Below are 23,776 nucleotides of genomic sequence, written 5' to 3' on the forward strand. Positions count from 1 at the left end.
CCCGCAGGAACGGTCCGCCTGGTGCACCGCTCCCCGGCCGGGACGGGGACCGTGTCCGGGCCCGCGGGGACGGACGGTGCCGGGGCCGACGCACTCGGAGGAAGCACCGGCACGACGGCCCGCGCCACCGGTACGGCCGCGACCGCGACCGCGCCACCATCCCGGGCCGCCGCGAGGACCGTTCCCCGTACGGACGGCGCCGGGGGCCCCGGCCGTGCGGCAACGGCCGGTGAGAGACTGGGGACGGGCGCCCCGAACCGTACGGAATCCGGCTCCGGCGCACCCGCGGTCCCGCTCCCGGCCGCTACCGCCGTCGCGCACCGCCCCGTCGAAGGGCTGCTCCTCGGGCTCGCCGCCGGGGACGCGGCCGGGTGGCCCGCCGCTCGGCACCGGGCCGCGCGGATGCCCGAGTGGACCCGGCGGCTCACCCGCGAGCTGGACACCTTCGCCGAGCAGAACGCGACCACCACCCTCCCCGTGCCCATCGCCCTCAACCAGCCTCCCGAACCGCTCCGCCTCGGCCCCTCCGACGACGCCGAGTGGGCCGCCTTCGCCGCCGAGACCGTTCTGACGGCGGCCGGTGAGCTGTTCGCGGACATGCCGCCGGAGCACCGGCCGCGCGCCGCCGTGGACCTGGCGTGGAACTCCCTCGCCGCCGAGGTCGCCGCGGCCGCCGCCCGGGCCCCCGAGGTGGAGTCGGCGGTCCTTCCGCTGCGGGCGAGGATCTCCGTACGGGCGGGGCTGGGCAATCTCGCCACCGGGCTGCGGCCGCCCGCGACCGGTCACGACAATCCGCACTACTTCGACGACGCGGCCTGTGTACGGGCCGCGGTACTGGCGGTCGTCCACCCGGGTGATCCGGAAGCCGCCGCCGGGCTCGCGGAGTTCGACGCCCGCTACACCCAGGACGGCGACGGGGTGCACGGCGCGCGGGCGATGGCCGCCGCCGTGGCAGCCGCACTCGGCGGCGCGGACGTCGACGAAGCCGTGGACGCCGCCCTCGCCCAGCTGCCCGCCACCACCGAGATCGGCCGCAACGGCCGGCACGCGGTCCGGCTGGCCCGGTCCCTGACGGGCGACTGCGCGGCGTTCGCGCTCGTACCCCTGCTGGAGCATCAGATCGTCGACCACGTCTACAGCTACGGCATCGCCGCGGCGGAGACCGTTCCGGTGGCGCTGGCCGTGGCGACGGCGGCCCGCGGCCGGGTCGCCGAAGCGGTGCCGACGGCGGCGTGTCTGTCCCGGGTCGCTGATTCGGCGCCCGCCCTCGCCGGGGCCCTGACCGGGGCACTCGGCGGCGGCGCGGCCGTTCCGGCGTCCTGGCGGGAGGCCTGCCGCACCCTCGCGGGCTGTGCGCTCCCCCGGCTCGCGGGCACCGATCTGGTGGAACTCGCCGGGCGCCTGGCACCCGCGGAACAGACCACCCCGGGTGGACAATTCCGACATGACGCCAACAGCACACACAGCAAACGGACTCGACGACCGCATCGCGGGCGCGCTGACGGGCGCGGCGGTCGGTGACGCGCTCGGGGGTCCCGTCGAGGGGTACACGCCCGAGCAGATCGCGGAACGGCACGGCGGGCGGGTCCAGGGCATCGTCGGGCCCTGGAACGGTGACGAGTGGCGCACCGCGCGCCCCATCGCCCCGTACCACAAGGGCAATGGCCACATCACCGACGACACCCTGATGACCCATGCGCTGATCAGGGTGTACGCGACGGTACGGGATCACCTCGACGCCCATGCCGTCGCGGAGCACCTGGTGCCCGACCTGATGGGCACCCCCCGGTGGATCCCGGACCTGGAGGCGGAGGCCCTGCCGCTCCAGCGGATCTTCCTGGCGGAGAAGTGGCTGGTGGCACGGCTGCACTACGGGCATGTCGATCCGCGCGAGGCGGGCAGCGGCAATATCGTCAACTGCGGCGCGGCGATGTACATGGCGCCCGTCGGGCTGGTCAACGCGGCCGATCCGGCGGCCGCGTACGCCGAGGCGCTCGATATCGCGGGCGCGCACCAGTCGTCCTACGGCCGGGAGGCGGCCGGGGTCTTCGCGGCCTCGGTCGCCGCGGCCTGCACTCCGGGCGCCACCCCGGCATCGGTCGTGGACACGGCGCTCTCGCTGGCCAAGGACGGGACCCGGGCGGCGATCGAAGCGGTCGCGGAAGTCGCCGTACGGCATACGGACTTCGAGCCCGCGCTCAGTCCGCTGCGGGCGGCGATGGCCCCCTACGACACGGTCGGCCCGGACTACCGCTCCCCCGGTCTCGGCGCGCGCCGCCCCTCGCGGCTGCACGCCGTCGAGGAGCTGCCGATCGCACTGGGCATGCTGCTGATCGGCGGCGGCGACTACCGGCGTTCGGTGCTGGGCTCGGTGAACTACGGCAGGGACTGCGATTCCATCGCCACCATGGCGGGCGCGATCGCGGGCGCTCTGCACGGCGCGGCGGTCGTCCCGCACGAATGGGCGAAGACGGTCGTCGAGGCGAGCAGGCTGGATCTGGACGCCACCGCCCGTGAACTCGCTGCGGTCGCCCGGGAGATCTTCGTCCGCGACACGGCCCGCCGCCGGGCTCGGGAAGAGGCCTTCACTCTTCTGACGGAGACCCCCCGGTGAACCCAACGCACCCCGCGCCACCGGCACCCCCGAGGCACCCGATGAACCCGGCGCTTCCGGCGGCCCCCGCGCCGCCGGGCCGGGCCAGCGGGGGGCTGCGGCTCACCTGGGTGCAGCCGGAGGACCTCGTCGGTCACGAGCTGCGGCAGGCCGCGGAGGACGGGCGGGACCCCGGGGCCATCGCGGCGGTGGCGGCCCGGTGGGAGGCGGCGGGCGGTACGGCCGCGCCCCCGGCCGCGGGCGCCTCCCCCGTCCCCGCACCGCCCGGGCTGCGCGAACTCGCGGGGCGACTCCTCGATGAACTCGACGAACTGGCCGAACTCGGGGAACTCGGGGAACGCGGGGAACACCCCGATTCGCGGTACGGCTTCGGGGCGCACGAGCCCACGGACCTGCCCGCGATCCTGGCCGCCTGTCCCGACTGGCCCGCGTCGGACGGCGGGACCACCCCTCCGGGCGGCCGGACGGCCGCCGGGAGCCCGGCGCCGCGCCGGACCCGCCCGGGGCCGGGCACCGGCTACGGGGACGCCCTGCACGCCGCCTGGCTGGGCCGGGCCGTGGGGTGTCTGCTGGGCAAGCCGGTGGAGAAGCTGCCGCTGGCCGGGATCCGGGCGCTGGCCGCCGCGACCGGCAACTGGCCGCTGCGGACCTGGTTCACCGCCGAAGGGCTGCCCGACGAACTGGCCCGGGCCCACCCCTGGAACCGCCGCTCCGCGCCGACGTCGCTCGCCGAGAACATCGACGGGATGCCGGAGGACGACGACCTCAACTATCCGCTGCTCAACCTCGTCCTGCTGCGCAGATACGGACGCGGCTTCCGCACCCAGGACGTCGCGGCGCTCTGGCTGGACGAACTGCCCGCAGGCCGCACCTTCACGGCCGAGCGCGTCGCCTACCGCAATCTGCTCTGCGGAGTGGAGCCGCCGGACACCGCCCGGCTGCGCAATCCGTTCCGGGAGTGGATCGGGGCGGCCATCCGGGCCGATGTCCACGGCTGGACGAACCCCGGCAACCCGGGCGCGGCCGCCGCCCAGGCCTACCGGGACGCGGCCCTCACCCATACGGCGAACGGCATCTACGGCGCGATGTTCGTCGCCGCGACGGTCGCCGCCGCGGCGGGAGGCCGGGGCGACGGTCGCGGTCCCGGCGACAGCAACGGTGGCGGTCGCGGGATCACGGTCCACCGGGCGCTGGCCGCCGGGCTCACCGTCGTCCCGCCGGGGTCGCGGCTGGCCCGGGGGGTCCGGCTGGGGATCGGCGCGGCCCGCGCGGAGCCCTCGTTCGACGCGGTCGTCGACCGGCTCCACCGGGAGCTGGGCCACTATCACTGGGTGCACGCCGTCCCCAACGCCGCCCTGCTCGCCGCCGCCCTCACCCACGCCGACGGCGATTTCTCCGGCTCCATCTGCCGTGCGGTGTCCGGCGGCTGGGACACCGACTCCAACGGTGCCACCGCGGGTTCGGTCGCCGGACTGCTCGCCGGACATCCCGACCGGATCCCCGGACGCTGGACCGCCCCCCTGCGCAACCGGCTCGCCAGCTCCGTCCCCGGATTCGACGGCATCGGCTTCGACGTCCTCGCCCACCTCACGCATCAGGAGGCCCTCCGCCCATGACAGCCATCGTGGTGCTCGGCAGCACCAATATGGACCTGGTCGCCTACGTCGGCCGCGCGCCCCGGCGCGGAGAGACCGTGACGGGACGCGAGTTCCGGACGGTCCCGGGCGGCAAGGGCGCCAACCAGGCCGTCGCCGCCGCCCGCGCGGGCGGGGACGTCGCCATGATCGGCGCGGTCGGCGCCGACGCCTTCGGCAGACAGCTCCGGCACACGCTGGAGGCGTCCGGAGTCGACACCGATCTCCTGCACACCGCGGAAGGCCCCTCCGGCACCGCCCATATCGTCGTCGACGACGAGGGCGGCAACGCGATCGTCGTCGTACCCGGCGCCAACGGCACCGTCACGGCCCTCGGCCCCGGCGACGAAACCCTCATCGCCGGCGCCGGCAGTCTGCTGCTCCAACTCGAACTCCCCCTCTCCGTCGTCGTCGAAGGTGCCACCGCGGCGCGGCGCCACGGGGTGCGGACCGTCCTCACTCCGGCCCCGGCCCGGGTCCTGCCGCCCGGACTGCTCGCCGTCACCGACCTCCTGATCCCCAATGAGCACGAGGCGACCCTGCTCACCGGGCTCACCGACCCGGAGGCAGCCGCCGGGGCGCTGCTCGCGGAGGTGCCCGAGGTGGTGATCACCCTCGGCGCCCGGGGCTGTCTGTACGCCCACCGGAACGGCGCCCGGATCCGGGTCCCGGCGCCCCCGGTCACCGCCGTGGACACCACCGCCGCCGGTGACACCTTCACCGGCGCACTGGCGGTCGCCCTCGGCGAAGGCAGACCGGTCGAACAGGCCCTGCGCTGGGCCTCGTGCGCGGCGGCGCTGGGCGTCCAGCGGGAGGGCGCTTCGACGTCGATGCCCTACCGCCCGGAGATCGACGCCGAGTACACGCGGGCGACGGCCGCTTCCCCGGACGAGCTGCCGCACCCGGCCACGGAGCCCCGCCCCACCGATTCCGCCGCGCCCGCCACCAACTCCGAGATCGGCAACCCCTCATGACCTCTGCCCGCACCACGCCCTCCCCCGGCGTCACCCCACCACCCGAACAACCCAACACCTCCAACACCCCCGACACACCCGACACACTCGGCGCACCCGGAGCCACGGAGCGGCCGGGGCCGCCCGGGGCCGCCCTCCCGACCGCGCCATCCACGCCATCCACGCCATCCACGCCGACCAGACCGTCCGCCCCCTCCGTATCCGCCGCAGCGCACCCGGCACCCGGCACGGCGCCCTCCCCCCTGCCGTCTCCGGCCGCCGGGCCGCCCGCCCCGCCCCTGCACGGGCTGCGCGTCCTCGACCTGGCCACCCTCTTCGCCGGCCCGCTCGCCGCCACCCTGCTCGGGGACTTCGGCGCCGAGGTCGTCAAGGTCGAGCATCCCCGCCGCCCCGACCCCTCCCGGGGGCACGGCCCCGCCAAGGACGGCATCGGCCTCTGGTGGAAGCTGCTGGGCCGCAACAAACGGACCATCACCCTCGACCTGTCCGCCCCCGGCGGCCGGGACACCCTGCTCAGGCTGGCCGCCGACGCCGATGTGATCATCGAGAACTTCCGCCCCGGCACCCTGGAGAAATGGGGCCTCGGCTGGGAGGAGCTGCACCGGGCCAACCCGCGGCTGGTGCTGACCCGGGTCACCGGCTTCGGCCAGTCCGGCCCGTACTCCCACCGCCCCGGCTTCGGCACCCTCGCCGAGGCCATGAGCGGCTTCGCCGCCGCCACCGGCGAGCCCGACGGCCCGCCGACCCTCCCTCCCTTCGGTCTCGCCGACTCCATCGCCGCCCTCGCCACCTCCTACGCCGTACTGACCGCGCTGGCCGCCCGCACCGCCACCGGCCGGGGCCAGGTGGTCGACATGGCGATCATCGAGCCGATCCTGACGGTCCTCGGACCGCAGCCGCTCTGGTACGACCAGCTGGGCTATGTCCAGCCCCGGCTGGGCAACCGCTCCCGCAACAACGCGCCCCGCAACACGTACCGCACGGCCGACGACTGCTGGGTGGCCGTGTCCACCTCCGCCCAGTCGGTCGCCGAACGGGTGATGAGGCTGGTCGGCCGGCCCGGGCTGATCGACGAGCCCTGGTTCGCCACCGGCTGCGGCCGGGCCGAGCACGCCGACGAGCTGGACGAGGCCGTCGGCGCCTGGATCGCCCGGCGCCCCCGCTCCGAGGTGCTGGCCGCCTTCGAGAAGGCCGAGGCCGCGATCGCGCCCGTCTACGACATCCGGGACGTGATGGACGACCCCCAGTACCGGGCGCTGGACAGCGTCACCGAGGTCGAGGACCCCGAGCTGGGCACCATCCGTATGCAGAACGTCCTCTTCCGGCTCTCGGAGACCCCCGGCGCGATCCGCTGGACCGGCCGCCCCCACGGCGCCGACACCGACGCCGTCCTCACCGAACTCGGTCTGACTGCCGACGACATCTCCGCACTCCGCACCCAAGGGGCCCTGTGAACATCCCCCTCACCTATCTCTACGCCCCCGGCGACCGCCCCGAGGTCGTCCTGAAGGCCGTCCGCTCGGGCGCCGACGTCGTCATCGTCGACCTGGAGGACGCCGTCGCCCCCGACCGCAAGAAGTACGCCCTCGCCGCGACCGCCGAACTGCTCACGGACCCGCAGCCGCTCCCCGTCCACGTCCGCATCAACTCCCCCCGCTCACCCGAAGAGATCGAAACCCTGACCGGGCTGCCCGGTCTGAGCGCCCTCCGTGTTCCCAAGGTGACACACGGCACTGACATTCCCCCCGTCGCGGACCTCGCCCCCGGCGTCCCGCTCTACCCCCTGCTGGAATCGGCGCTGGCCATCGAACACGCCTACGCCATCGCGAGCGCCCATCCCGCCGTCCGCGGCATCGGTATCGGAGAGGCCGACCTCCGGGCCGATCTGGGGATCCGGGACGGCAGCGCGGCCCTGGACTGGCCGCGCTCGCGGATCGTGGTGGCCGCCCGGGCCGCCGGTCTGGCGCCCCCGGTCCAGTCGGTCTTCCCGGACATCCGCGATCTGGACGCGCTCTACGCCTCCTGCACCCATGGCCGCACCCTCGGCTTCGTGGGCCGCGCCGCCATTCACCCCCGGCAGCTTCCCGTCATCGAACGTGCCTTCCGGCCGACCCCGGAGGAGATCACGGCCGCCGCAGCCGTGGTGAAGGCCGCAGCGACCGGCGAGGGCGCCCAGGCCCTGCCCGACGGCCGCTTCGTCGACGCGGCGATCGTGGCGGCGGCGGAGCGCACCCTCCTGCTCGCCCGCCGCGAAGCGCCCTGAGCCCCAGGCCTGGGGACCCGGGCCGCGGAGCCGGAGTCCGGGCCGGGCAGCCACAGCCGCAGCCCCAGCCCCAGCCGCCCGGCAACGGCAAGAGGCCGCCGGGACGCTCTTCGTCCCGGCGGCCCCTTGCCGCCTGCCGTCGTTCCTTCTCCGCGGGCGCTCCGCACCCGAGGGGTGCACGGCCCGCGGTGTGCGTCAGGCCCCGGCCTCCGCCGTCTCGGTGTCCTCGGCCGCCCTGCCGCCCTGGTCCGGCCCGCTCTTCTCCGGCCCGGCCTTGCGGTCCTCAGCCTTGCCGTTCTCCGGCTTGCGGTCCGCCGCGTCGTCCGCGGACCCGGCACCGCCGGTCGTACCGCCGTCGGCCGCATCGGCCGAACCGCCCGCACCGTCGGCCTCGCCGGTCTTCGCGGCGCCCGCCGCACCCGGCCGGCCCGGCTCCACGACCTCCTCACGGCCCGGCCGCAGCCGCGCCGAGACCACGATGTACACCACGGCGAGGACGAAGACGACGAGCGCGGTCCAGACGTTGAGCCGCAGCCCGAGGACCTCGTGCGCCTCGTCGACCCGGAGGTACTCGATCCACGCGCGCCCGGCGCAGTAGCCGGCGACGTACAGCGCGAAGGCCCGGCCGTGACCCAGCTTGAAGCGCCGGTCGGCCCAGATCACGAGCAGGGCGACACCGATGCACCACAGGGACTCGTACAGGAAGGTCGGGTGGTAGGTCCCGGTCTCCCGGTTCGCCCCCTCGCTGATCTTCAGCGCCCAGGGCAGATCCGTCGGCTTGCCGTAGAGCTCCTGGTTGAACCAGTTGCCCCAGCGTCCGATGGCCTGGGCGAAGGCGATACCGGGTGCGAGGGCGTCGGCCCAGGCCGGCAAGGGGATGCCCCGGCGGCGGCAGCCGATCCAGGCTCCGACGGCCCCCAGGGAGATGGCGCCCCAGATACCGAGCCCGCCCTCCCAGATCTTGAAGGCGTCGACCCAGTTCTTGCCCTCGCTGAAGTAGAGCTGGTAGTCGGTGACCACATGGTAGAGACGGCCGCCGACCAGGCCGAAGGGCACGGCCCAGACGGCGATGTCGGCCACGGTCCCGGCCGTGCCGCCGCGGGCGATCCAGCGCTTGTTGCCGTACCAGACGGCCACGAAGACGCCGATGATGATGCAGAGTGCGTAGCCGCGCAGCGGCAGCGGTCCCAGGTGGATCGCTCCGGACGACGGGCTCGGAATGTAGGCAAGGTCCATGACGGAACCGACGCTACCTTGCTTAGCAGTGGAAGCGGCAAGCCGCCCGGGACAACTTATGGATAACTCTGCCGCGGACCGCCCGCCCCGAACCCGGTTCCGGGGGTCCGGGGCCGGACGGCCCGCCGCGACCGGACCCGACTACGGCTGTGTCGCGTCCGCCGAGGGCTTCGACGGTTCCGTGGTGCCCGCCTTCTTGCCCTTGTTCGCCTCGGCGACCCACTTCTTCAGATTCTCCGGGGAGATCTGCTGCCCGTCCTTCTCGGGGAAGATCGACTTCCCGTTGAGCAGGACGGTCGGGGTGCCGCGGAAGCCGCCCTCCGCGAAGGCCTTGTTCGATTTGGCGACCCAGGAGTCGTGCCGGCCGTCCTTCACACAGCTCCGGAACTCCGGAGTGTCGAGTCCTTCGACCTTGCCCGCCAGCTCGATCAGCCGGTCGTTGTCGGCGAACTTGTCGTCCGGCTCCGGCGGCTGGTTGCGGTAGAGGACGTCGTGGTACGGGGCGAATTTGCCCACGTCCTGGGCGCAGGCGACCGCATTGGCCGCGCGCAGCGAACCGCTGCCGCCCATATTGCCGTCGATGATCGTCGCGAAGTGGTAGTCGACCCGCAGCTGTCCGGAGGACTCCAGCTCCTTCAGGGCGCCCCGCATCACGTTCTCGTACTGGGCGCAGACCGGGCAGCGGAAGTCCTCCCAGACCGTGAGCGTCGACGGGGCGTCGGTGGCGCCGACGGGGATCGCGAGCTGCCCCTTGCCCTCCGCGCCCGCGGGAGCCAGCGGCGGCCCGGCGGTGGAGCTGCCGTCGCTGCCCTTGGTCCCCTTGTCGGCGTTGGCGGCGATCACCCCCACCACGGCCGCCAGCCCGAGGACGCCGATCACCGCCGAGGAGACGACCAGCGTCCGCCGTCGCCGCTCACGGACCTTCTCCAGCCGGTTCTCCCGCTCGATCCGCTCGCGCGGGGTCGGCTTCGGCCCGTTGTTCCTGTCGTTGTGCTTCTCGTTCACACCCCGCAAACGAACCGGGGAGGCGCACCCGCGCCTCCCCGGTCCCAGATCCACCCGTACGTGTCAGGCGTACGAAGGCCTCACGTTTCGCTCACCGCCGCGGAACCCCCGCTCACGCCTGCCGCGCCCGGCTCCGGCGTGCGCCCTCGCGCACCCCGGCCGCCAGATCGGCGGCCAGCTCGCGCGCGGCCGCTATCCCGGAGTCGGTGTCGGGCGCGTCCAGGATCCGCTTGACGAACGCGGAGCCCACGATCACCCCGTCCGCGAACCCGGCCACCTCCTCTGCCTGGGCCGCCGTGGACACCCCGAGGCCGACGCAGACCGGCAGTTCGGTGGTGGCGCGCACGCGCCGTACCAGGTCCTCGGCCTGCGCCCCGACGGAGGCGCGGGTTCCGGTGACACCCATCAGCGAGGCCGCGTAGACGAAGCCGGAACCGGCCTCGGTGATCGTGGCGATCCGGGCGTCCCGGCTGCTGGGGGCGACCACGAAGACGGTGGCCAGCCCGTGCTTGCCGGCGTGCTCGCGCCAGAGTCCGGACTCCTCGACGGGCAGGTCGGGCAGGATGCAGCCCGCGCCGCCCGCCTCCGCCAGCTCGGCGGTGAACCGCTCCACGCCGTAGCGGTCGACGGGGTTCCAGTACGTCATCACCAGCACCGGCTTCCCGGTCGCCGCATGCGCCTCGCGCACGGTCCGCAGAACGTCGGCGATGCGGACGCCGCCGCGCAGGGCGATCTCGTCGGCAGTCTGGATCACCGGGCCGTCCAGTACCGGGTCGCTGTGCGGCAGCCCCACCTCGACGATGTCGGCGCCGCCCGCGAAGACGGCCTTGACCGCCTCGATCCCGCCGTCCACGGTCGGGAAGCCGGCCGGGAGGTAGGCGATCAGCGCGGACCGGCCCTCGGCCTTCGCCGCGGCCAGCGTGTCGCTCAGCAGTCGTACGTTCCCGCTCACTTCGCGTTCTCCCCGTCGTACAGCCCGAAGTAGCGGGCGGCGGTGTCCATGTCCTTGTCGCCCCGGCCGGAGAGGCTGACCACGAGCAGCCCGTCCGGTCCCAGCTCCCGCCCGACCTCCAGGGCCCCGGCGAGGGCGTGGGCCGACTCGATGGCCGGGATGATGCCCTCCGTACGCGAGAGCAGCCGCAGGGCCTGCATCGCCTCGTCGTCGGTGACCGGGCGGTACTCGCCCCGGCCGCTGTCCTTGAGGTAGGCGTGCTCCGGGCCGATGCCCGGGTAGTCGAGTCCGGCGGAGATGGAGTACGGCTCGGTGATCTGGCCCTCGTCGTCCTGGAGGACGTAGGACCGCGAGCCGTGGAGTATTCCGGGTTCGCCGACGGTGAGGGTGGCTGCGTGCTCGCCGCTCTCCACGCCGTGGCCCGCGGCCTCGCAGCCGATCAGGCGGACCCCGGTGTCCGGGATGAAGGCGTGGAACAGTCCGATCGCGTTGGAGCCGCCGCCGACGCAGGCGACGGCCGCGTCGGGCAGCCGGCCGGCCCGTTCGAGGATCTGCCCGCGCGCCTCCACGCCGATGACCCGGTGGAAGTCGCGGACCATCGCCGGGAAGGGGTGCGGGCCCGCGACCGTACCGAAGAGGTAGTGCGTGGTGTCGACATTGGCGACCCAGTCGCGGAAGGCCTCGTTGATGGCGTCCTTGAGGGTCCGGCTGCCGGAGGCCACGGGGACGACCTCGGCGCCCAGGATCCGCATCCGGGCGACGTTCAGGGCCTGCCGCTCGGTGTCGATCTCACCCATGTAGATGGTGCAGTCGAGGCCGAACAGGGCGCAGGCGGTGGCGGTGGCGACCCCGTGCTGTCCCGCGCCGGTCTCGGCGATGATCCGGGACTTGCCCATGCGCCGGGTCAGCAATGCCTGCCCCAGCACGTTGTTGATCTTGTGCGAGCCGGTGTGGTTGAGGTCTTCCCGCTTGAGGAAGATCCGCGCGCCCCCGGCGTGCTCGGCGAACCGCGGCACCTCGGTGAGCGGGCTCGGCCGACCGGTGTAGTTGACCAGCAGGTCCTTCAGCTCGGCCGCGAAGGCGGGGTCGGTCTTCGCCTTCTCGTACTCGGAGGCGACCTCGTCGACGGCGGCGACCAGTGCCTCCGGGATGAACTTGCCGCCGAAGGCGCCGAAGTAGCCCGCGGCGTTCGGAATCTGCCCTTCCGGGTCCGGGACGAAGAACTCGCCGGAACCGGCGGAACCGGCGGAACCGGCGGAAGGTGTGGATGAAGTGGACATCCGGCGTACTCCTCGGGGGCGCACGGCCCCCTGACTGTGTGCGGATCGGTAGACGTCGGGAGTGGGTGCGCGCGCTCGGCGGACGAACCGGACGGATGGCCGCCGGTTCATCCGGCGGTACGGCGGTCCGGGCCGGGTATCAGCGGGTACGGCTGCGTACGGGTCCGGACCGGCCGGTCACCCGTGGAGGCGGCGGTACCGCGCGGAGACGCTCAGCGGCGCGCGCGGCGGCCGCGCCATCGCATGCCGTTGACCTGGCCCGGCTCCGAACCGATCACATAGCGCACGCGCCGGCCGTGCACCCGCCGCGCCGGAGCACGGCAGCCGCGGGGACGGCAGCCGCGCGCAAGGCGGGCGTACGCGTCCCCGGGGACCGGGCTCGGGTGTCGGACGGCGGCGGGCACGACGGGGTCAGCTCCGCCCGTGGCGCAGGGCCGGGTGGGCGCCCGCGGCGACCAGATCGGCGACGGCGGTCTTCGGGTCACGGCCGGTGACCAGGGACTCGCCGACGAGGACGGCGTCGGCGCCCGCGTTGGCGTAGGCGATCAGATCGTGCGGACCGCGGATACCGGACTCGGCGATCTTGACGATATGCGCCGGGATCTCCGGGGCGACCCGCTCGAAGGTGGAGCGGTCCACCTCCAGCGTCTTCAGATTGCGGGCGTTCACGCCGATGACCTTGGCACCGGCATCGAGGGCGCGCTCGGCCTCGTCCTCGTCGTGGACCTCGACCAGCGGGGTCAGCCCGATCGACTCGGCGCGCTCGATGAGGGAGACCAGCGCCTCCTGCTCCAGCGCGGCCACGATGAGCAGCGCCAGATCGGCGCCGTACGCCCGGGCCTCCCACAGCTGGTAGGCCGTGACGATGAAGTCCTTGCGCAGAACGGGGATGTCGACCCGGGCGCGGACGGCCTCCAGATCGGCCAGGGAGCCGCCGAAGCGCCGCTGCTCGGTGAGGACGGAGATCACGGCGGCGCCGCCGGCCTCGTAGTCCGCGGCGAGTCCGGCGGGGTCGGCGATCGCGGCCAGGGCACCCTTGGACGGGCTGGAGCGCTTGACCTCGCAGATCACCCGGACGCCCTCGCCGCGCAGTGCGGCGATGCCGTCCTTGGCCGCGGGGGCCTTGGCGGCCCGCTCCTTCAGCTCGTCGAGGGAGACCCGCGCCTGCCGCTCTGCGAGGTCGGCGCGGACGCCGTCGATGATCTCGTCGAGCACACTCACGCGAGCGGCCCCCTTCCGGGACGGTGATGATGGTCAGGGATCATTCATGTCGATGGTATCCGCAGCACGGCCCGCACCCCGCATCCGGTGGACGGCTGTCCCACGGGGTGGGACCGTCAGGGCGCCAGCGCCGAGCCCAGGGGCAGATTCCGCACCACGCTGAAGACCAGCACGGATGCGCCGGTCAGCCACCAGAGGACGGGCGGTACGGAGATCCGCCAGGACGCTGCGGGCCCGGTGGCGGGTGCGCGCGCCGCACGAACCGTCCACAGGGCCCAGAGCACGAAGAAGACCCCGTAGCCGGCGACGGCGACGGCGTTGGCGCCCAGTGCGGTGCCGAGGTCGCCGTGGACGAAGGCGTGGGCGCTGCGGAGCCCGCCGCAGCCGGGGCAGTAGATCCCCGTGTAGCGCAGGAGCGGGCAGGCCGGATAGTGGCCGGGCTCGTTGGGGTCGACGGTCGCGACATAGGCGAAGGCGGCGGCCACGGCGGCGATCGCCCCCGCAGGCGCGGCCAGCCGCCGCCAGAGCGCCTGCGGCGGCCTGGGTGCATGTGCCCCGGCGGCTGCGGGATCGCCCGGGGGGAGGGCCCACCGGGCGGCCGTGCTGCTTCCCGGCGGCGGGGGTACGGCTCCGGCTCCGGTCCCGGCCGTCCCGGTTTCGTGCGCCCCGGACCCGTGCGCCGCGGACCCGTGCGCCGCGGGAGCGACCCGTCCGGGCATCCCCGTGGGGTGCCCCTCCGCCGCCCGGGCGGGTCCTGCGGGCTCCGGAGGCGGGGAACCTGCCTCGGGGCCGTACCGACCGGCCGTCCGGGTTCCGTCCGCCGAACCGCCGGACGTTCCGGCGGCGGCGGGGGCCTCAGGCGCCGACGGAACAGGGCCAGCAGGTCCCGCGGGCGGGGCCGGTGTGCTGCGCTCCCCCGCGGGGAGGCCCGGCGCGGAGGGGGATGTCGTGGCGTCCACCGTGCGATTCTCTCCGGTCATACGCGAAGGCGCAGCCCGGCCGCGCCGGTCTGCGTCTCGTGTCGTGGGGCCGCTGCCGCGGCCGGTTGCCCGTGGGGGCAGGGCGTCAGACGCCGCCCTGGGCCGCCACGCGCTCGGCCGCGATCCGCCCGGCCTGCTCACGGGCGTGCTTGCGCTCCGCGGTCTCCTTCGCGGCACCGAGGCCCGCAGCCTTCATCCCCATGCCGACGACACCGCCGATGAGGGTGATCGCGATACCGCCCCAGAAGCCGAGCGGGTTGGCCGCGACCAGGAAGACTCCGGAGACGCAGAAGCCAATGAAGGCGATGCTGACACCGGTCCAGGCGGCGGGGGTGTGGCCGTGTCCGTGGGCGCTGCCCGACATGAAATGCTCCTCGGTTGCTGAGCGCGCTGAGCGCGCGGAATGCTGCGAACGCGGCGGCGGTCCGACGCGCTCAGGGGGTGGTGAGCCGGGTGCTCGTACTCCATTGTCCCGTACTCCCCCGGCGCCCCGGCGGCAGGGTGACCCGTCTGACATCACGCTCCGGGGCACGGTGCCTGCGGACCGTGCGAGACGGTGGTTGCGCCAGGGCCATAGGTCCCGTCACGGGCGGCGGTGGTTACCGGCCGGGGGGTGCGGGGTCGCCGTCCGTGGGGTCTTCGCCGCGGTCCAGGGCCTTCCAGAGGTCCTCGGGCCGGTCGGGGTCGACCACGGGTGCGGTACGGGAGCGGGGCGTGCCGTCGCGCTCGTAACGGCCCGACATGCTGGGCCAGAGCCGTCCGTACCGCAGGGCGAGGAGACCGGCGGCGAGGATCAGCAGTCCGGCGGCGGCGGTGACGTACGGCCAGGGGGTGTGGCTCAGGGAGCCGATCGTCGCGGCGGTGTCGCCGGTGGTCTCGGCGGCCTTGTCGTCGAGGGCGTCGCGGTCGGAGGCCCCGAGGAACGCGGCGACGGCGGCGCCCGCGCCGCTGAGGGCCAGCAGTGCGGCGACGACGGTGCGGCCCTTGCTGCGGACTGCGAAGACCGCGACGAGCGCGGCGAGGCCGACGACGGCGAGGGCGCTGGGCACTCCGGTGATGTCACCGCCCTCGGCGCTCAGCGACAGGGTGCCGCCGGGGGTGGCCGTGGTGCCCTCGGCCCAGGTACGGCCGGAGGCGAGCAGGGCGACGGTGGCTCCGGAGGCGCCGAGCAGCAGGGCGGCGGCGAGGGTACGGCGGCCCGTGGCGGCACCGGCGGCCCTCGCCGCGGCACCGGACCGGGCGCGGGGCTGGGGTACGGGAACAGCGCTCACATACCCCACTATCCCTTACGCCCCCGCGGGCCCCGCAGCCGCCCTACGGAGCGGCCGGGGCAGTCGGGGCGGCCGGGGCCGTCATGCGGTTGGCGGTATGGACGGCGCGGAGGACCGCGGCGGCCTTGTTACGGCATTCCGTGTCCTCGGCGACCGGGTCCGAATCGGCCACGACTCCCGCTCCGGCCTGCACGAACGCGGTGCCGTCGCGCAGCAGCGCGGTACGGATGGCGATCGCGGTGTCGGAGTCGCCGGCGAAGTCGAGATAGCCGACGCAGCCGCCGTAGAGACCGCGGCGGGAGGGTTCCAGTTCGTCGATGATCTGCATGGCCCGCGGTTTGGGCGCCCCGGAGAGCGTTCCGGCGGGGAAGCAGGCGGTGAGCACGTCGAACGCGGTCCGGCCCGGGGCGACCTTGCCGGTGACGGTGGAGACGATGTGCATGACGTGCGAATACCGCTCGACGGACATGAAGTCGACGACCTCGACGGAGCCGGGCTCGCAGACCCGCCCCAGGTCGTTGCGGCCGAGGTCGACCAGCATCAGGTGCTCGGCGCGCTCCTTGGGGTCGGCGAGCAGTTCCTCGGCGAGGTCGTGGTCCTCCTGGGGGGTCGCCCCGCGGGGCCGGGTCCCGGCGATGGGGTGGAGCATCGCGTGGCCGTCCTCGATTTTGACGAGGGCCTCGGGGCTGGAGCCGACGACGTCGAAGGCTTCCGCGCCGTCGGCGGCGGGGAAGCGGAAGAGGTACATGTACGGGCTGGGGTTGGTGGCCCGCAGGACCCGGTAGACGTCGAGGGCGCTCGCGGTGCACGGGGTCTCGAACCGCTGGGAGGGCACCACCTGGAAGGCCTCGCCGGCCCGGATGCGCTCCTTGATGTCGTCGACGGCCTTCTGGTAGTCGGGGCCGCCCCACAGGGCGGTGAACGGGGGCAGCTCCGAGGCGGGCAGGGCGACCGGTGCGGAGGCCAGGGGCCGGGCGAGGTCGTGCTGCATGGCGTCGAGGCGGGCGACGGCGTCCGCGTAGGCCTCGTCGACACCGGTGTCGAGGTCGTTGTGGTTGATGGCGTTGGCGATCAGCAGGACCGTGCCGTCCCAGTGGTCGAGGACCGCGAGATCGGAGGTGAGCAGCATGGTCAGCTCGGGGAGCCTGAGGTCGTCGCGCTCGCCGGGGCCGATCTTCTCCAGCCGGCGCACGATGTCGTAGCCGAGGTAGCCCACCATGCCGCCGGTGAAGGGCGGCAGTCCGGTGCCGAGGTCGTGCGGCGGGGTGTGGAGGGTTTCCACGGTGGCCCGGAGGGCGGCGAGCGGGTCGCCGTGTGCGGGGACGCCGACGGGCGGGGTGCCGATCCAATGCGCCTGGCCGTCGCGTTCGGTGAGGGTTCCGGTGCTGCGGACGCCGACGAACGAGTACCGCGACCACGAACGGCCGTTCTCCGCGGATTCGAGGAGGAAGGTGCCCGGGCGTTCGGCGGCGAGCTTGCGGTAGAGCGCGACGGGGGTGTCGCCGTCGGCGAGGAGCCGGCGGGTCACGGGGATGACGCGCCGGTCGGCGGCGAGCGCGCGGAAGGTGCTGAGGTCCATGGTCATGGCGCCGGACCCTACTTGCCGAGGGGGAGGACGTCGGCGTCGAAGCAGGTGCGGTCGCCGGTGTGGCAGGCGGCGCCGATCTGGTCGACCTTGACGAGCAGGGTGTCTCCGTCGCAGTCGAGGGCGACGGACTTGACGTGCTGGACATGGCCGGAGGTGTCGCCCTTGACCCAGTACTCCCGGCGGCTTCGGGACCAGTAGGTGGCGCGGCCGGTGGTGAGGGTGCGGTGGAGCGCCTCGTCGTCCATCCAGCCGAGCATGAGCACCTCTCCGGTGTCGTACTGCTGGGCGACGGCGGGGACCAGACCGTCGGCGGTCCGCTTGAGACGGGCGGCGACGGCGGGGTCGAGGGGGCCTGTGGTGCCACTGCTGGTCATAGGGCCATTGTGCCGTGCCCGCGGGCCGTCCCGGGCCGGTTGTCCACAGGCCGGACCCGTTCCGCGCCCTTGTCCACAGGAGCCGGGTCTCCACTGGTCGCCGTCGCCGCACCCGCCGTACGCTGGCGGACATGTCGACCCATGCCAAGCGTGAACGACTTCTTCTCGCCGACCTCCTCGAAAGCGTCGGCCCGGACGCCCCGACGCTCTGCGAGGGCTGGCGGGCCCGTGATCTCGCGGCCCATGTGGTGGTCCGGGAGCGCCGCCCGGACGCCGCGGGGGGCATTCTGCTCGGTCCGCTGAAGGGGCGGCTGGAGCGGGTCCAGGCCGAGTTCGCGGCGAAACCGTACGAAGAGCTGATTCAGCTGATCAGGACCGGACCGCCCCGGCTCTCCCCGATGAATGTGAAGCTGGTGGACGAGGCCGCGAACACCGTGGAGTTCTACGTCCATGCGGAGGACGTGCGCCGGGCCCAGCCCGAATGGACGCCCCGGCCGCTGGACCGTGTCTTCGAGGACGCGCTGTGGGCCCGGCTGGAGCGGGCGGCCCGGGTGCTGGGCCGCAGATCCCCGGCCGGGCTGGTGCTGCGGCGCCCCGACGGCCGAACGGTGGTCGCCCACCGGGGCGCGCCCGTGGTGACCGTGACCGGCGGGCCCGGCGAGCTGACGATGTTCGCGCTGGGCCGTCAGAACGCGGCGCAGGTGGATCTGGAGGGCGAGCCGGAAGCGGTGGAGAAGGTCCGCTCCTCGCGGATCGGCCTCCCGGGGTAGGTCGTCTCCGGTGGAGACGCGGACGGCTCCGGCGGCCGGAGCCGTCGGAGCCGTACAGCAGCTCGGGAGCCGTGGGAGCCGGGTCAGCGGACCGGGTGGCCCGCTTCCCGCAGTGCGTCCTTGACCTGCGAGATCCGCAGATCGCCGAAGTGGAACACGGAGGCGGCGAGCACCGCGTCCGCGCCCGCTTCGACGGCGGGCGGGAAGTCCGCGAGCCGCCCCGCGCCGCCGCTGGCGATCACCGGGACGGTGACGTGCTTGCGTACGGCCGCGATCATCTCGGTGTCGTAGCCGTCCTTGGTGCCGTCGGCGTCCATGGAGTTCAGCAGGATCTCGCCCGCGCCCAGCTCGGCGGCCCGGTGGGCCCATTCCACGGCGTCGATACCGGTGCCGCGGCGGCCGCCGTGGGTGGTGACCTCGAAGGAGCCGGCCGGGGTGCGGCGGGCGTCGACGGAGAGCACCAGCACCTGGCGGCCGAAGCGCTCCGCGATCTCGCGGATCAGCTCGGGCCGGTCGATGGCCGCGGTGTTGACGCCCACCTTGTCGGCACCGGCCCGCAGCAGTTTGTCGACATCGTCGGCGGAGCGGACTCCGCCGCCGACGGTGAGCGGGATGAACACCTGCTCGGCAGTGCGGCGCACCACGTCGTAGGTGGTCTCGCGGTTCCCGGAGGAGGCGGTGATGTCGAGGAAGGTCAGCTCGTCGGCGCCCTCGGCGTCGTACAGCCTGGCCATCTCGACGGGGTCGCCCGCGTCCCGCAGGTTCTGGAAGTTGACGCCCTTGACGACCCGCCCGTTGTCGACGTCGAGGCAGGGGATGACGCGTACGGCGAGGGTCATGCCGAGGCCACCGCCGCGAGGGCGTCCTCCAGGGTGAACGCCTTGGCGTACAGCGCCTTGCCGACGATCGCGCCCTCCACGCCCTCGGGGACGAGCCCGGCGATGGCCCGCAGATCGTCGAGGGAGGAGACGCCTCCGGAGGCGACGACGGGCTTGTCGGTGGCGGCGCAGACGTTCTTCAGGAGCTCCAGATTGGGGCCCTGGAGGGTGCCGTCCTTGGCGATGTCGGTGACGACGTAGCGGGCGCAGCCCTCGGAGTCGAGGCGGGCGAGCGTCTCGTAGAGGTCGCCGCCGTCGCGGGTCCAGCCGCGGCCGCGCAGGGTGGTGCCGCGGACGTCGAGACCGACGGCGATCCGGTCGCCGTACTCGGCGATGACCTTGGCGACCCATTCGGGGGTCTCCAGGGCGGCGGTGCCCAGATTGACCCGGGTGCAACCGGTGGCGAGCGCGGCGACCAGCGACGCGTCGTCGCGGATCCCGCCGGACAGCTCGACCTTGATGTCCATCGCGCCCGTGACCTCCGCGATCACGGCGCGGTTGTCGCCCGTGCCGAAGGCGGCGTCGAGGTCGACCAGGTGGAGCCACTCGGCTCCGGAGCGCTGCCAGGTGAGGGCGGCCTCCAGCGGGGAGCCGTAGGAGGTCTCGCTACCGGACTCGCCGTGCACGAGACGGACGGCCTGTCCGTCGCGGACGTCGACGGCAGGAAGGAGTTCGAGCGTGGTCACAGTGTTCCGATCCAGTTGGTCAGTAGCCGGGCACCGGCGTCGCCGGACTTCTCGGGGTGGAACTGGGTCGCCCACAGGGCGCTGTTCTCGACCGCCGCGACGAAGCGTTCGCCGTGCGTGGCCCAGGTGACGTGCGGGGCGCGGATCGCGGCGTTGGTGATCTCCAGCTCCCAGTCGTGCGCGGCGTAGGAGTGCACGAAGTAGAAGCGTTCGTCGGGGCCGACCCCGGCGAACAGGGTGCTGTCGTCGGGCGCGTCGACCGTGTTCCAGCCCATGTGGGGGACGACGGGCGCCTTCAGCGGGCCGACCGTGCCGGGCCATTCGTCGAGGCCCTCCGTCTCCACCCCGTGTTCGATGCCGCGGGCGAAGAGGATCTGCATGCCCACGCAGATGCCCATGACCGGCCGGCCGCCGGAGAGGCGGCGGCCGACGATCCAGTCGCCGCGGGCCGCGCGCAGCCCCTCCATACAGGCGGAGAAGGCACCGACGCCGGGGACCAGGAGCCCGTCGGCGTTCATGGCGCGGTCGAAGTCGCGGGTTATCTCCACATCGGCGCCGACCCGGGCGAGGGCCCGTTCGGCGGAGCGGACGTTGCCGAAGCCGTAGTCGAAGACGACGACCGATTTACGGCTCATGACCACACGTCCAGCCGGAGCACGCCCGCGCCGATCGCCATGGCGGCGCCGATGGACAGCAGCACGACCACGCCCTTGGGCTGCTCCTGCTTGACGAAGGAGTACACGCCGCCGAGGAGGAAGAGCCCGACCACGATCAGGATGGTGGAGAGGCTGTTCACAGCGCGCCCTTCGTGGAGGGGAGGATTCCGGCGGCGCGGGTGTCGCGCTCGCTGGCGTACCGCAGGGCCCGGGCGAGCGCCTTGAACTGGCACTCGACGATGTGGTGGGCATTGCGCCCGTACGGGACGTGGACGTGCAGCGCGATCTGCGCCTGGGCGACGAAGGACTCCAGGATGTGCCGGGTCATCGTGGTGTCGTAGGTGCCGATCATCGGCGCCATGTTCTCCGGCTCGGTGTGCACCAGATAGGGGCGGCCGGAGAGGTCGACGGTGACCTGCGCGAGGGATTCGTCGAGGGGGACGGTGCAGTTCCCGAAGCGGTAGATGCCCACCTTGTCGCCGAGGGCCTGCTTGAAGGCGGCGCCGAGCGCGAGGGCGGTGTCCTCGATGGTGTGGTGGGTGTCGATGTGCAGATCACCGTCGGTCTTGACCGTCAGGTCGAAGAGCCCGTGCCGCCCGAGCTGATCGAGCATGTGGTCGTAGAAGCCGACCCCGGTCGACACATCGGTCTTCCCGGTGCCGTCGAGGTCGATCTCGACGACGACGGCGGTCTCCTTGGTGGTCCGTTCGACCCGCCCAACGCGGCTCATGTGCTCTGCTCCTTCTTCAACTCACGTACGGCGTCGAGGAACGCGTCGTTCTCGGCGGGGGTGCCCGCGGTGACCCGCAGCCATCCCGGGACGCCGTTGTCACGGACGAGAACGCCCCGGTCGAGGATCCGCCGCCAGGCGTCGTGCGCACCGCCCGCGCCGTCGAACCGTCCGAACTGGACGAAGTTCGCGTCGGAGTCGGTGACCTCGTAGCCGATGGCCCGCAGCTCGGCGACCAGGCGGTCCCGCTCGGCCTTGAGCTGCTCCACGTACCCGAGCAGGGTATCGGTGTGCTCCAGGGCGGCGAGCGCGGTGGCCTGGGTGACGGCGGAGAGGTGGTACGGCAGCCGGACCAGCTGGACCGCGTCGACCACGGCCGGATCGGCGGCGAGATAGCCGAGCCGCAGCCCGGCGGCGCCGAAGGCCTTGGACATCGTCCGGGAGACGACCAGGTTCGGCCGGCCTTCGATCAGCGGCAGCAGGCTGGGGCGGTGGCTGAACTCGACGTACGCCTCGTCGACGACGACCAGCGACGGCCGGGCGGCCTGGGCCGCCTCGTACAGCGCCAGCACGGTCTCCGCTTCGACGGCGGTGCCGGTGGGGTTGTTGGGGGAGGTGATGAAGACGACGTCGGGCCGGTGCTCGGCGATCGCCCGGGCCGCCGCGGCCGGATCGACGGTGAAGTCGTCGTTGCGGGGGCCGGAGATCCACTCGGTGCCGGTGCCCCGGGAGATCAGGGCGTGCATGGAGTACGACGGCTCGAAGCCGATGGCGCGGCGCCCCGGGCCGCCGAAGGTCTGGAGGAGCTGCTGGATGACCTCGTTGGAGCCGTTGGCGGCCCAGACCTGTGCGGTGGTGACCGGATGTCCGGAGGTACGGCTCAGATACGCGGCGAGCGCGGTGCGCAGCTCGACGGCGTCCCGGTCGGGGTAGCGGTTGAGCCCGCGGGCGGCCTCCCGGACCCGCTCCGCGATCCGCTCGACCAGCGGTTCGGGCAGGGGGTACGGGTTCTCGTTGGTGTTGAGCTGGACGGGGACGTCGAGCTGGGGCGCGCCGTACGGGGACTTGCCGCGCAGTTCGTCGCGGATCGGCAGATCGTCGATCGCCACGGGGCGCGGGGTGGTGCGGCCGGTCACTGGCCCGGGACCTTCCAGTCGAAGCGGGCCTTCAGGGCGGCGCCGTGGGCGGGCAGGTCCTCGGCCTCGGCGAGGGTGACCACGTGGTGGGTGATCTCGGCGAGGGCGTCGCGGGTGTAGTCGACGATGTGGATGCCGCGCAGGAAGGACTGCACGGACAGGCCGGAGGAGTGGCAGGCGCAGCCGCCGGTGGGCAGCACGTGGTTGGATCCGGCCGCGTAGTCGCCGAGGGAGACGGGCGACCAGGGGCCGACGAAGATCGCGCCCGCGTTCCGGACCCGGGCGGCGACGGCGGCGGCGTCGGCGGTCTGGATCTCCAGGTGCTCGGCGCCGTAGGCGTCGACGACCTTCAGCCCCTCCTCGACCCCGTCGACCAGCACGATCGCCGACTGGCGGCCGCTGAGCGCGGGCACGATCCGGTCGTCGACGTGCCGGGTGGCGGCGAGCTGCGGCTCCAGTTCCTTCTCGACCGCGTCCGCGAGGCGGAGGGAGTCGGTGACCAGGACGGCGGCGGCCAGCGGATCGTGCTCGGCCTGGCTGATCAGATCGGCGGCGACGTGCACCGGGTCGGCCGTGTCGTCGGCGAGGACCGCGATCTCGGTCGGTCCGGCCTCGGTGTCGATGCCGATCCGGCCGGTGAAGTAGCGCTTGGCGGCGGCGACCCAGATATTGCCGGGCCCGGTGACCATATTGGCGGGGGCGCATTCGCCGGTGCCGTACGCGAACATGGCGACGGCCTGGGCGCCGCCCGCCGCGTACACCTCGTCGACGCCGAGCAGGGCGCAGGCGGCGAGGATGGTGGGGTGCGGCAGCCCGCCGTGCTCCTTCTGCGGCGGGGAGGCGAGCGCGATCGACGGGACCCCGGCCTCCTGCGCCGGAACCACGTTCATGATCACGGAGGAGGGGTAGACGGAGCGTCCGCCGGGCGCGTACAGCCCGACCCGCTCGACGGGGACCCACTTCTCGGTGACCGTGCCGCCGGGGACGACCTGCGTGGTGTGGTCCGTACGGCGCTGCGCGCGGTGGACGATCCTGGCCCGGCGGATGGACTCCTCCAGGGCGGCCCGCACCCCGGGGTCGAGCGCCTCCAGCGCGGCCGTGAGGGCGGCGGCGGGCACCCGGATCCGCTCCAGCACCACACCGTCGAACCGCTCGGCGTAGTCGATCAGCGCCGCGGTGCCGCGATGGCGTACGTCCTCGCAGATGGGCCGCACCTTCTCCAGGGCGGCTTCCACGTCGAACTCGGCACGGGGCAGCAGATCGCGCAGGGCGGCACCCTCGGGGAGGGCGTCGCCGCGCAGGTCGATTCGGGAGATCACACCGACAATTCTCGCAGACCCGGAACCGGGGTCGCGTTCCGTATCACTGGCTGATACACCTCCCGTGATACGGAATGCGGCCCACGGGTGATCGTTGACCACTAGCGTTCACCCCGTCACTCAGCGGGCATAACGGCGTTACGCGCCCGGATTAACGGGAGTCGCGCGACGCCGTCGAGGAACGGGGGAAGCGCAGTGAGCGAGCCGTC

The 23,776-nt window shown here is 73.5% G+C and carries 25 protein-coding genes; 7 read left to right on the top strand and 18 right to left on the bottom strand.

Features of this window, described 5'->3' with window-relative positions; all coding sequences use genetic code 11:
• The first annotated feature begins 237 nt into the window (after positions 1–237).
• Genes B7R87_RS06625 through B7R87_RS06650 form a run of 6 tightly spaced genes read left to right on the top strand, consistent with a single transcriptional unit; the run spans position 238 to position 7,485 of the window.
• On the top strand, positions 238–1,521 hold the full coding sequence (locus B7R87_RS06625; RefSeq protein WP_130584655.1) for an ADP-ribosylglycohydrolase family protein: 1,284 nt from the start codon (positions 238–240) through the stop codon (positions 1,519–1,521).
• Entirely contained in the window at positions 1,445–2,614 is a 1,170-nt protein-coding gene (locus B7R87_RS06630) for an ADP-ribosylglycohydrolase family protein (protein ID WP_006349849.1), read from the top strand. Before B7R87_RS06625 ends, B7R87_RS06630 begins: the two co-directional genes overlap by 77 nt.
• 41 nt (positions 2,615–2,655) lie before the next feature.
• Positions 2,656–4,230 carry an ADP-ribosylglycohydrolase family protein gene (locus B7R87_RS06635; RefSeq protein WP_130584545.1) on the top strand — a complete coding sequence of 525 codons (1,575 nt, stop codon included), beginning with the start codon at positions 2,656–2,658 and terminating at the stop codon, positions 4,228–4,230.
• Positions 4,227–5,222 (top strand): ribokinase, encoded by a 996-nt coding sequence (gene rbsK, locus B7R87_RS06640; RefSeq protein WP_006349847.1) that lies wholly within the window; start codon positions 4,227–4,229, stop codon positions 5,220–5,222. Before B7R87_RS06635 ends, rbsK begins: the two co-directional genes overlap by 4 nt.
• Complete coding sequence (locus tag B7R87_RS06645; RefSeq protein ID WP_006349846.1) at positions 5,219–6,676, top strand: CaiB/BaiF CoA transferase family protein; 1,458 nt, start codon at positions 5,219–5,221, stop codon at positions 6,674–6,676. The genes rbsK and B7R87_RS06645 overlap by 4 nt, the downstream gene beginning before the upstream one ends.
• Positions 6,673–7,485, top strand: coding sequence for an HpcH/HpaI aldolase/citrate lyase family protein (locus tag B7R87_RS06650; protein WP_006349845.1), 813 nt, complete (start codon positions 6,673–6,675; stop codon positions 7,483–7,485). Before B7R87_RS06645 ends, B7R87_RS06650 begins: the two co-directional genes overlap by 4 nt.
• A 195-nt stretch (positions 7,486–7,680) precedes the next feature.
• On the opposite strand, the gene lgt is transcribed toward B7R87_RS06650, so the two are convergent.
• The 11 genes from lgt to hisI form a co-directional block, all read right to left on the bottom strand.
• Positions 7,681–8,721, bottom strand: coding sequence for a prolipoprotein diacylglyceryl transferase (gene lgt, locus B7R87_RS06655; RefSeq protein WP_130584546.1), 1,041 nt, complete (start codon positions 8,719–8,721; stop codon positions 7,681–7,683).
• Positions 8,722–8,862: 141 nt separating this feature from the next.
• The gene (locus B7R87_RS06660) at positions 8,863–9,726 is read right to left on the bottom strand and encodes a DsbA family protein (protein ID WP_006349843.1); all 864 of its coding nucleotides are present in this window, start codon (positions 9,724–9,726) and stop codon (positions 8,863–8,865) included.
• A gap of 112 nt (positions 9,727–9,838) precedes the next feature.
• Positions 9,839–10,678, bottom strand: a complete 840-nt coding sequence (gene trpA, locus B7R87_RS06665; protein WP_006349842.1) for a tryptophan synthase subunit alpha — start codon at positions 10,676–10,678, stop codon at positions 9,839–9,841.
• Positions 10,675–11,958, bottom strand: coding sequence for a tryptophan synthase subunit beta (gene trpB / locus B7R87_RS06670; RefSeq protein WP_006349841.1), 1,284 nt, complete (start codon positions 11,956–11,958; stop codon positions 10,675–10,677). Before trpB ends, trpA begins: the two co-directional genes overlap by 4 nt.
• A 212-nt stretch (positions 11,959–12,170) precedes the next feature.
• The gene (gene trpM, locus B7R87_RS34380; RefSeq protein ID WP_130584547.1) at positions 12,171–12,362 is read right to left on the bottom strand and encodes a tryptophan biosynthesis modulator TrpM; all 192 of its coding nucleotides are present in this window, start codon (positions 12,360–12,362) and stop codon (positions 12,171–12,173) included.
• A 7-nt stretch (positions 12,363–12,369) separates the two neighbouring features.
• A complete protein-coding gene (gene trpC, locus B7R87_RS06680; RefSeq protein WP_006349840.1) occupies positions 12,370–13,179 on the bottom strand; it encodes an indole-3-glycerol phosphate synthase TrpC in 810 nt (269 codons plus the stop codon).
• A 116-nt stretch (positions 13,180–13,295) separates the two neighbouring features.
• The gene (locus B7R87_RS06685; protein WP_130584548.1) at positions 13,296–13,898 is read right to left on the bottom strand and encodes a DUF2752 domain-containing protein; all 603 of its coding nucleotides are present in this window, start codon (positions 13,896–13,898) and stop codon (positions 13,296–13,298) included.
• A gap of 346 nt (positions 13,899–14,244) precedes the next feature.
• On the bottom strand, positions 14,245–14,523 hold the full coding sequence (locus B7R87_RS06690; protein WP_130584549.1) for an HGxxPAAW family protein: 279 nt from the start codon (positions 14,521–14,523) through the stop codon (positions 14,245–14,247).
• Positions 14,524–14,758: 235 nt separating this feature from the next.
• Positions 14,759–15,439, bottom strand: a complete 681-nt coding sequence (locus tag B7R87_RS06695) for a TIGR02234 family membrane protein (RefSeq protein ID WP_130584550.1) — start codon at positions 15,437–15,439, stop codon at positions 14,759–14,761.
• Positions 15,440–15,473: 34 nt separating this feature from the next.
• Complete coding sequence (locus B7R87_RS06700) at positions 15,474–17,009, bottom strand: anthranilate synthase component I (protein WP_040916587.1); 1,536 nt, start codon at positions 17,007–17,009, stop codon at positions 15,474–15,476.
• 17 nt (positions 17,010–17,026) lie between these two features.
• Positions 17,027–17,392 (bottom strand): phosphoribosyl-AMP cyclohydrolase, encoded by a 366-nt coding sequence (gene hisI, locus B7R87_RS06705; RefSeq protein ID WP_006349837.1) that lies wholly within the window; start codon positions 17,390–17,392, stop codon positions 17,027–17,029.
• Between the two features lie 131 nt (positions 17,393–17,523).
• Here hisI and B7R87_RS06710 point away from each other — a divergent pair, with 131 nt between their 5' ends.
• On the top strand, positions 17,524–18,162 hold the full coding sequence (locus tag B7R87_RS06710) for a TIGR03085 family metal-binding protein (protein ID WP_006349836.1): 639 nt from the start codon (positions 17,524–17,526) through the stop codon (positions 18,160–18,162).
• 83 nt (positions 18,163–18,245) lie between these two features.
• Here B7R87_RS06710 and hisF read toward each other — a convergent pair whose 3' ends face one another.
• The 7 genes from hisF to hisD are packed head-to-tail and all read right to left on the bottom strand — an operon-like array spanning position 18,246 to position 23,567.
• Positions 18,246–19,001, bottom strand: coding sequence for an imidazole glycerol phosphate synthase subunit HisF (gene hisF, locus B7R87_RS06715; protein WP_006349835.1), 756 nt, complete (start codon positions 18,999–19,001; stop codon positions 18,246–18,248).
• Positions 18,998–19,726 (bottom strand): bifunctional 1-(5-phosphoribosyl)-5-((5-phosphoribosylamino)methylideneamino)imidazole-4-carboxamide isomerase/phosphoribosylanthranilate isomerase PriA, encoded by a 729-nt coding sequence (priA, locus tag B7R87_RS06720; RefSeq protein ID WP_006349834.1) that lies wholly within the window; start codon positions 19,724–19,726, stop codon positions 18,998–19,000. Before priA ends, hisF begins: the two co-directional genes overlap by 4 nt.
• Positions 19,723–20,361 (bottom strand): imidazole glycerol phosphate synthase subunit HisH, encoded by a 639-nt coding sequence (gene hisH / locus B7R87_RS06725; RefSeq protein ID WP_006349833.1) that lies wholly within the window; start codon positions 20,359–20,361, stop codon positions 19,723–19,725. Before hisH ends, priA begins: the two co-directional genes overlap by 4 nt.
• A complete protein-coding gene (locus tag B7R87_RS33060) occupies positions 20,358–20,522 on the bottom strand; it encodes a hypothetical protein (RefSeq protein ID WP_006349832.1) in 165 nt (54 codons plus the stop codon). Before B7R87_RS33060 ends, hisH begins: the two co-directional genes overlap by 4 nt.
• On the bottom strand, positions 20,519–21,112 hold the full coding sequence (hisB, locus tag B7R87_RS06730) for an imidazoleglycerol-phosphate dehydratase HisB (protein WP_006349831.1): 594 nt from the start codon (positions 21,110–21,112) through the stop codon (positions 20,519–20,521). The genes B7R87_RS33060 and hisB overlap by 4 nt, the downstream gene beginning before the upstream one ends.
• Positions 21,109–22,248, bottom strand: coding sequence for a histidinol-phosphate transaminase (locus B7R87_RS06735; RefSeq protein WP_006349830.1), 1,140 nt, complete (start codon positions 22,246–22,248; stop codon positions 21,109–21,111). The genes hisB and B7R87_RS06735 overlap by 4 nt, the downstream gene beginning before the upstream one ends.
• The gene (gene hisD, locus B7R87_RS06740; protein ID WP_006349829.1) at positions 22,245–23,567 is read right to left on the bottom strand and encodes a histidinol dehydrogenase; all 1,323 of its coding nucleotides are present in this window, start codon (positions 23,565–23,567) and stop codon (positions 22,245–22,247) included. The genes B7R87_RS06735 and hisD overlap by 4 nt, the downstream gene beginning before the upstream one ends.
• Positions 23,568–23,776 lie beyond the last annotated feature (209 nt).

The organism is Streptomyces tsukubensis (genome assembly GCF_003932715.1).
GTDB classification, from domain to species: domain Bacteria; phylum Actinomycetota; class Actinomycetes; order Streptomycetales; family Streptomycetaceae; genus Streptomyces; species Streptomyces tsukubensis.

Coding starts and splice junctions, on each gene's coding strand:
- B7R87_RS06635 (WP_130584545.1), top strand. CDS start 2,656: ATGAACCCGGCGCTTCCGGCGGCCCCCGCGCCGCCGGGCCGGGCCAGC.
- B7R87_RS06645 (WP_006349846.1), top strand. CDS start 5,219: ATGACCTCTGCCCGCACCACGCCCTCCCCCGGCGTCACCCCACCACCC.
- B7R87_RS06690 (WP_130584549.1), bottom strand. CDS start 14,523: ATGTCGGGCAGCGCCCACGGACACGGCCACACCCCCGCCGCCTGGACC.
- B7R87_RS06685 (WP_130584548.1), bottom strand. CDS start 13,898: ATGCCCGGACGGGTCGCTCCCGCGGCGCACGGGTCCGCGGCGCACGGG.
- lgt (WP_130584546.1), bottom strand. CDS start 8,721: ATGGACCTTGCCTACATTCCGAGCCCGTCGTCCGGAGCGATCCACCTG.
- hisF (WP_006349835.1), bottom strand. CDS start 19,001: ATGACCCTCGCCGTACGCGTCATCCCCTGCCTCGACGTCGACAACGGG.
- B7R87_RS06710 (WP_006349836.1), top strand. CDS start 17,524: ATGTCGACCCATGCCAAGCGTGAACGACTTCTTCTCGCCGACCTCCTC.
- trpB (WP_006349841.1), bottom strand. CDS start 11,958: ATGTCCACTTCATCCACACCTTCCGCCGGTTCCGCCGGTTCCGCCGGT.
- hisH (WP_006349833.1), bottom strand. CDS start 20,361: ATGAGCCGTAAATCGGTCGTCGTCTTCGACTACGGCTTCGGCAACGTC.
- B7R87_RS06700 (WP_040916587.1), bottom strand. CDS start 17,009: ATGGACCTCAGCACCTTCCGCGCGCTCGCCGCCGACCGGCGCGTCATC.
- rbsK (WP_006349847.1), top strand. CDS start 4,227: ATGACAGCCATCGTGGTGCTCGGCAGCACCAATATGGACCTGGTCGCC.
- B7R87_RS06630 (WP_006349849.1), top strand. CDS start 1,445: ATGACGCCAACAGCACACACAGCAAACGGACTCGACGACCGCATCGCG.
- hisB (WP_006349831.1), bottom strand. CDS start 21,112: ATGAGCCGCGTTGGGCGGGTCGAACGGACCACCAAGGAGACCGCCGTC.
- hisI (WP_006349837.1), bottom strand. CDS start 17,392: ATGACCAGCAGTGGCACCACAGGCCCCCTCGACCCCGCCGTCGCCGCC.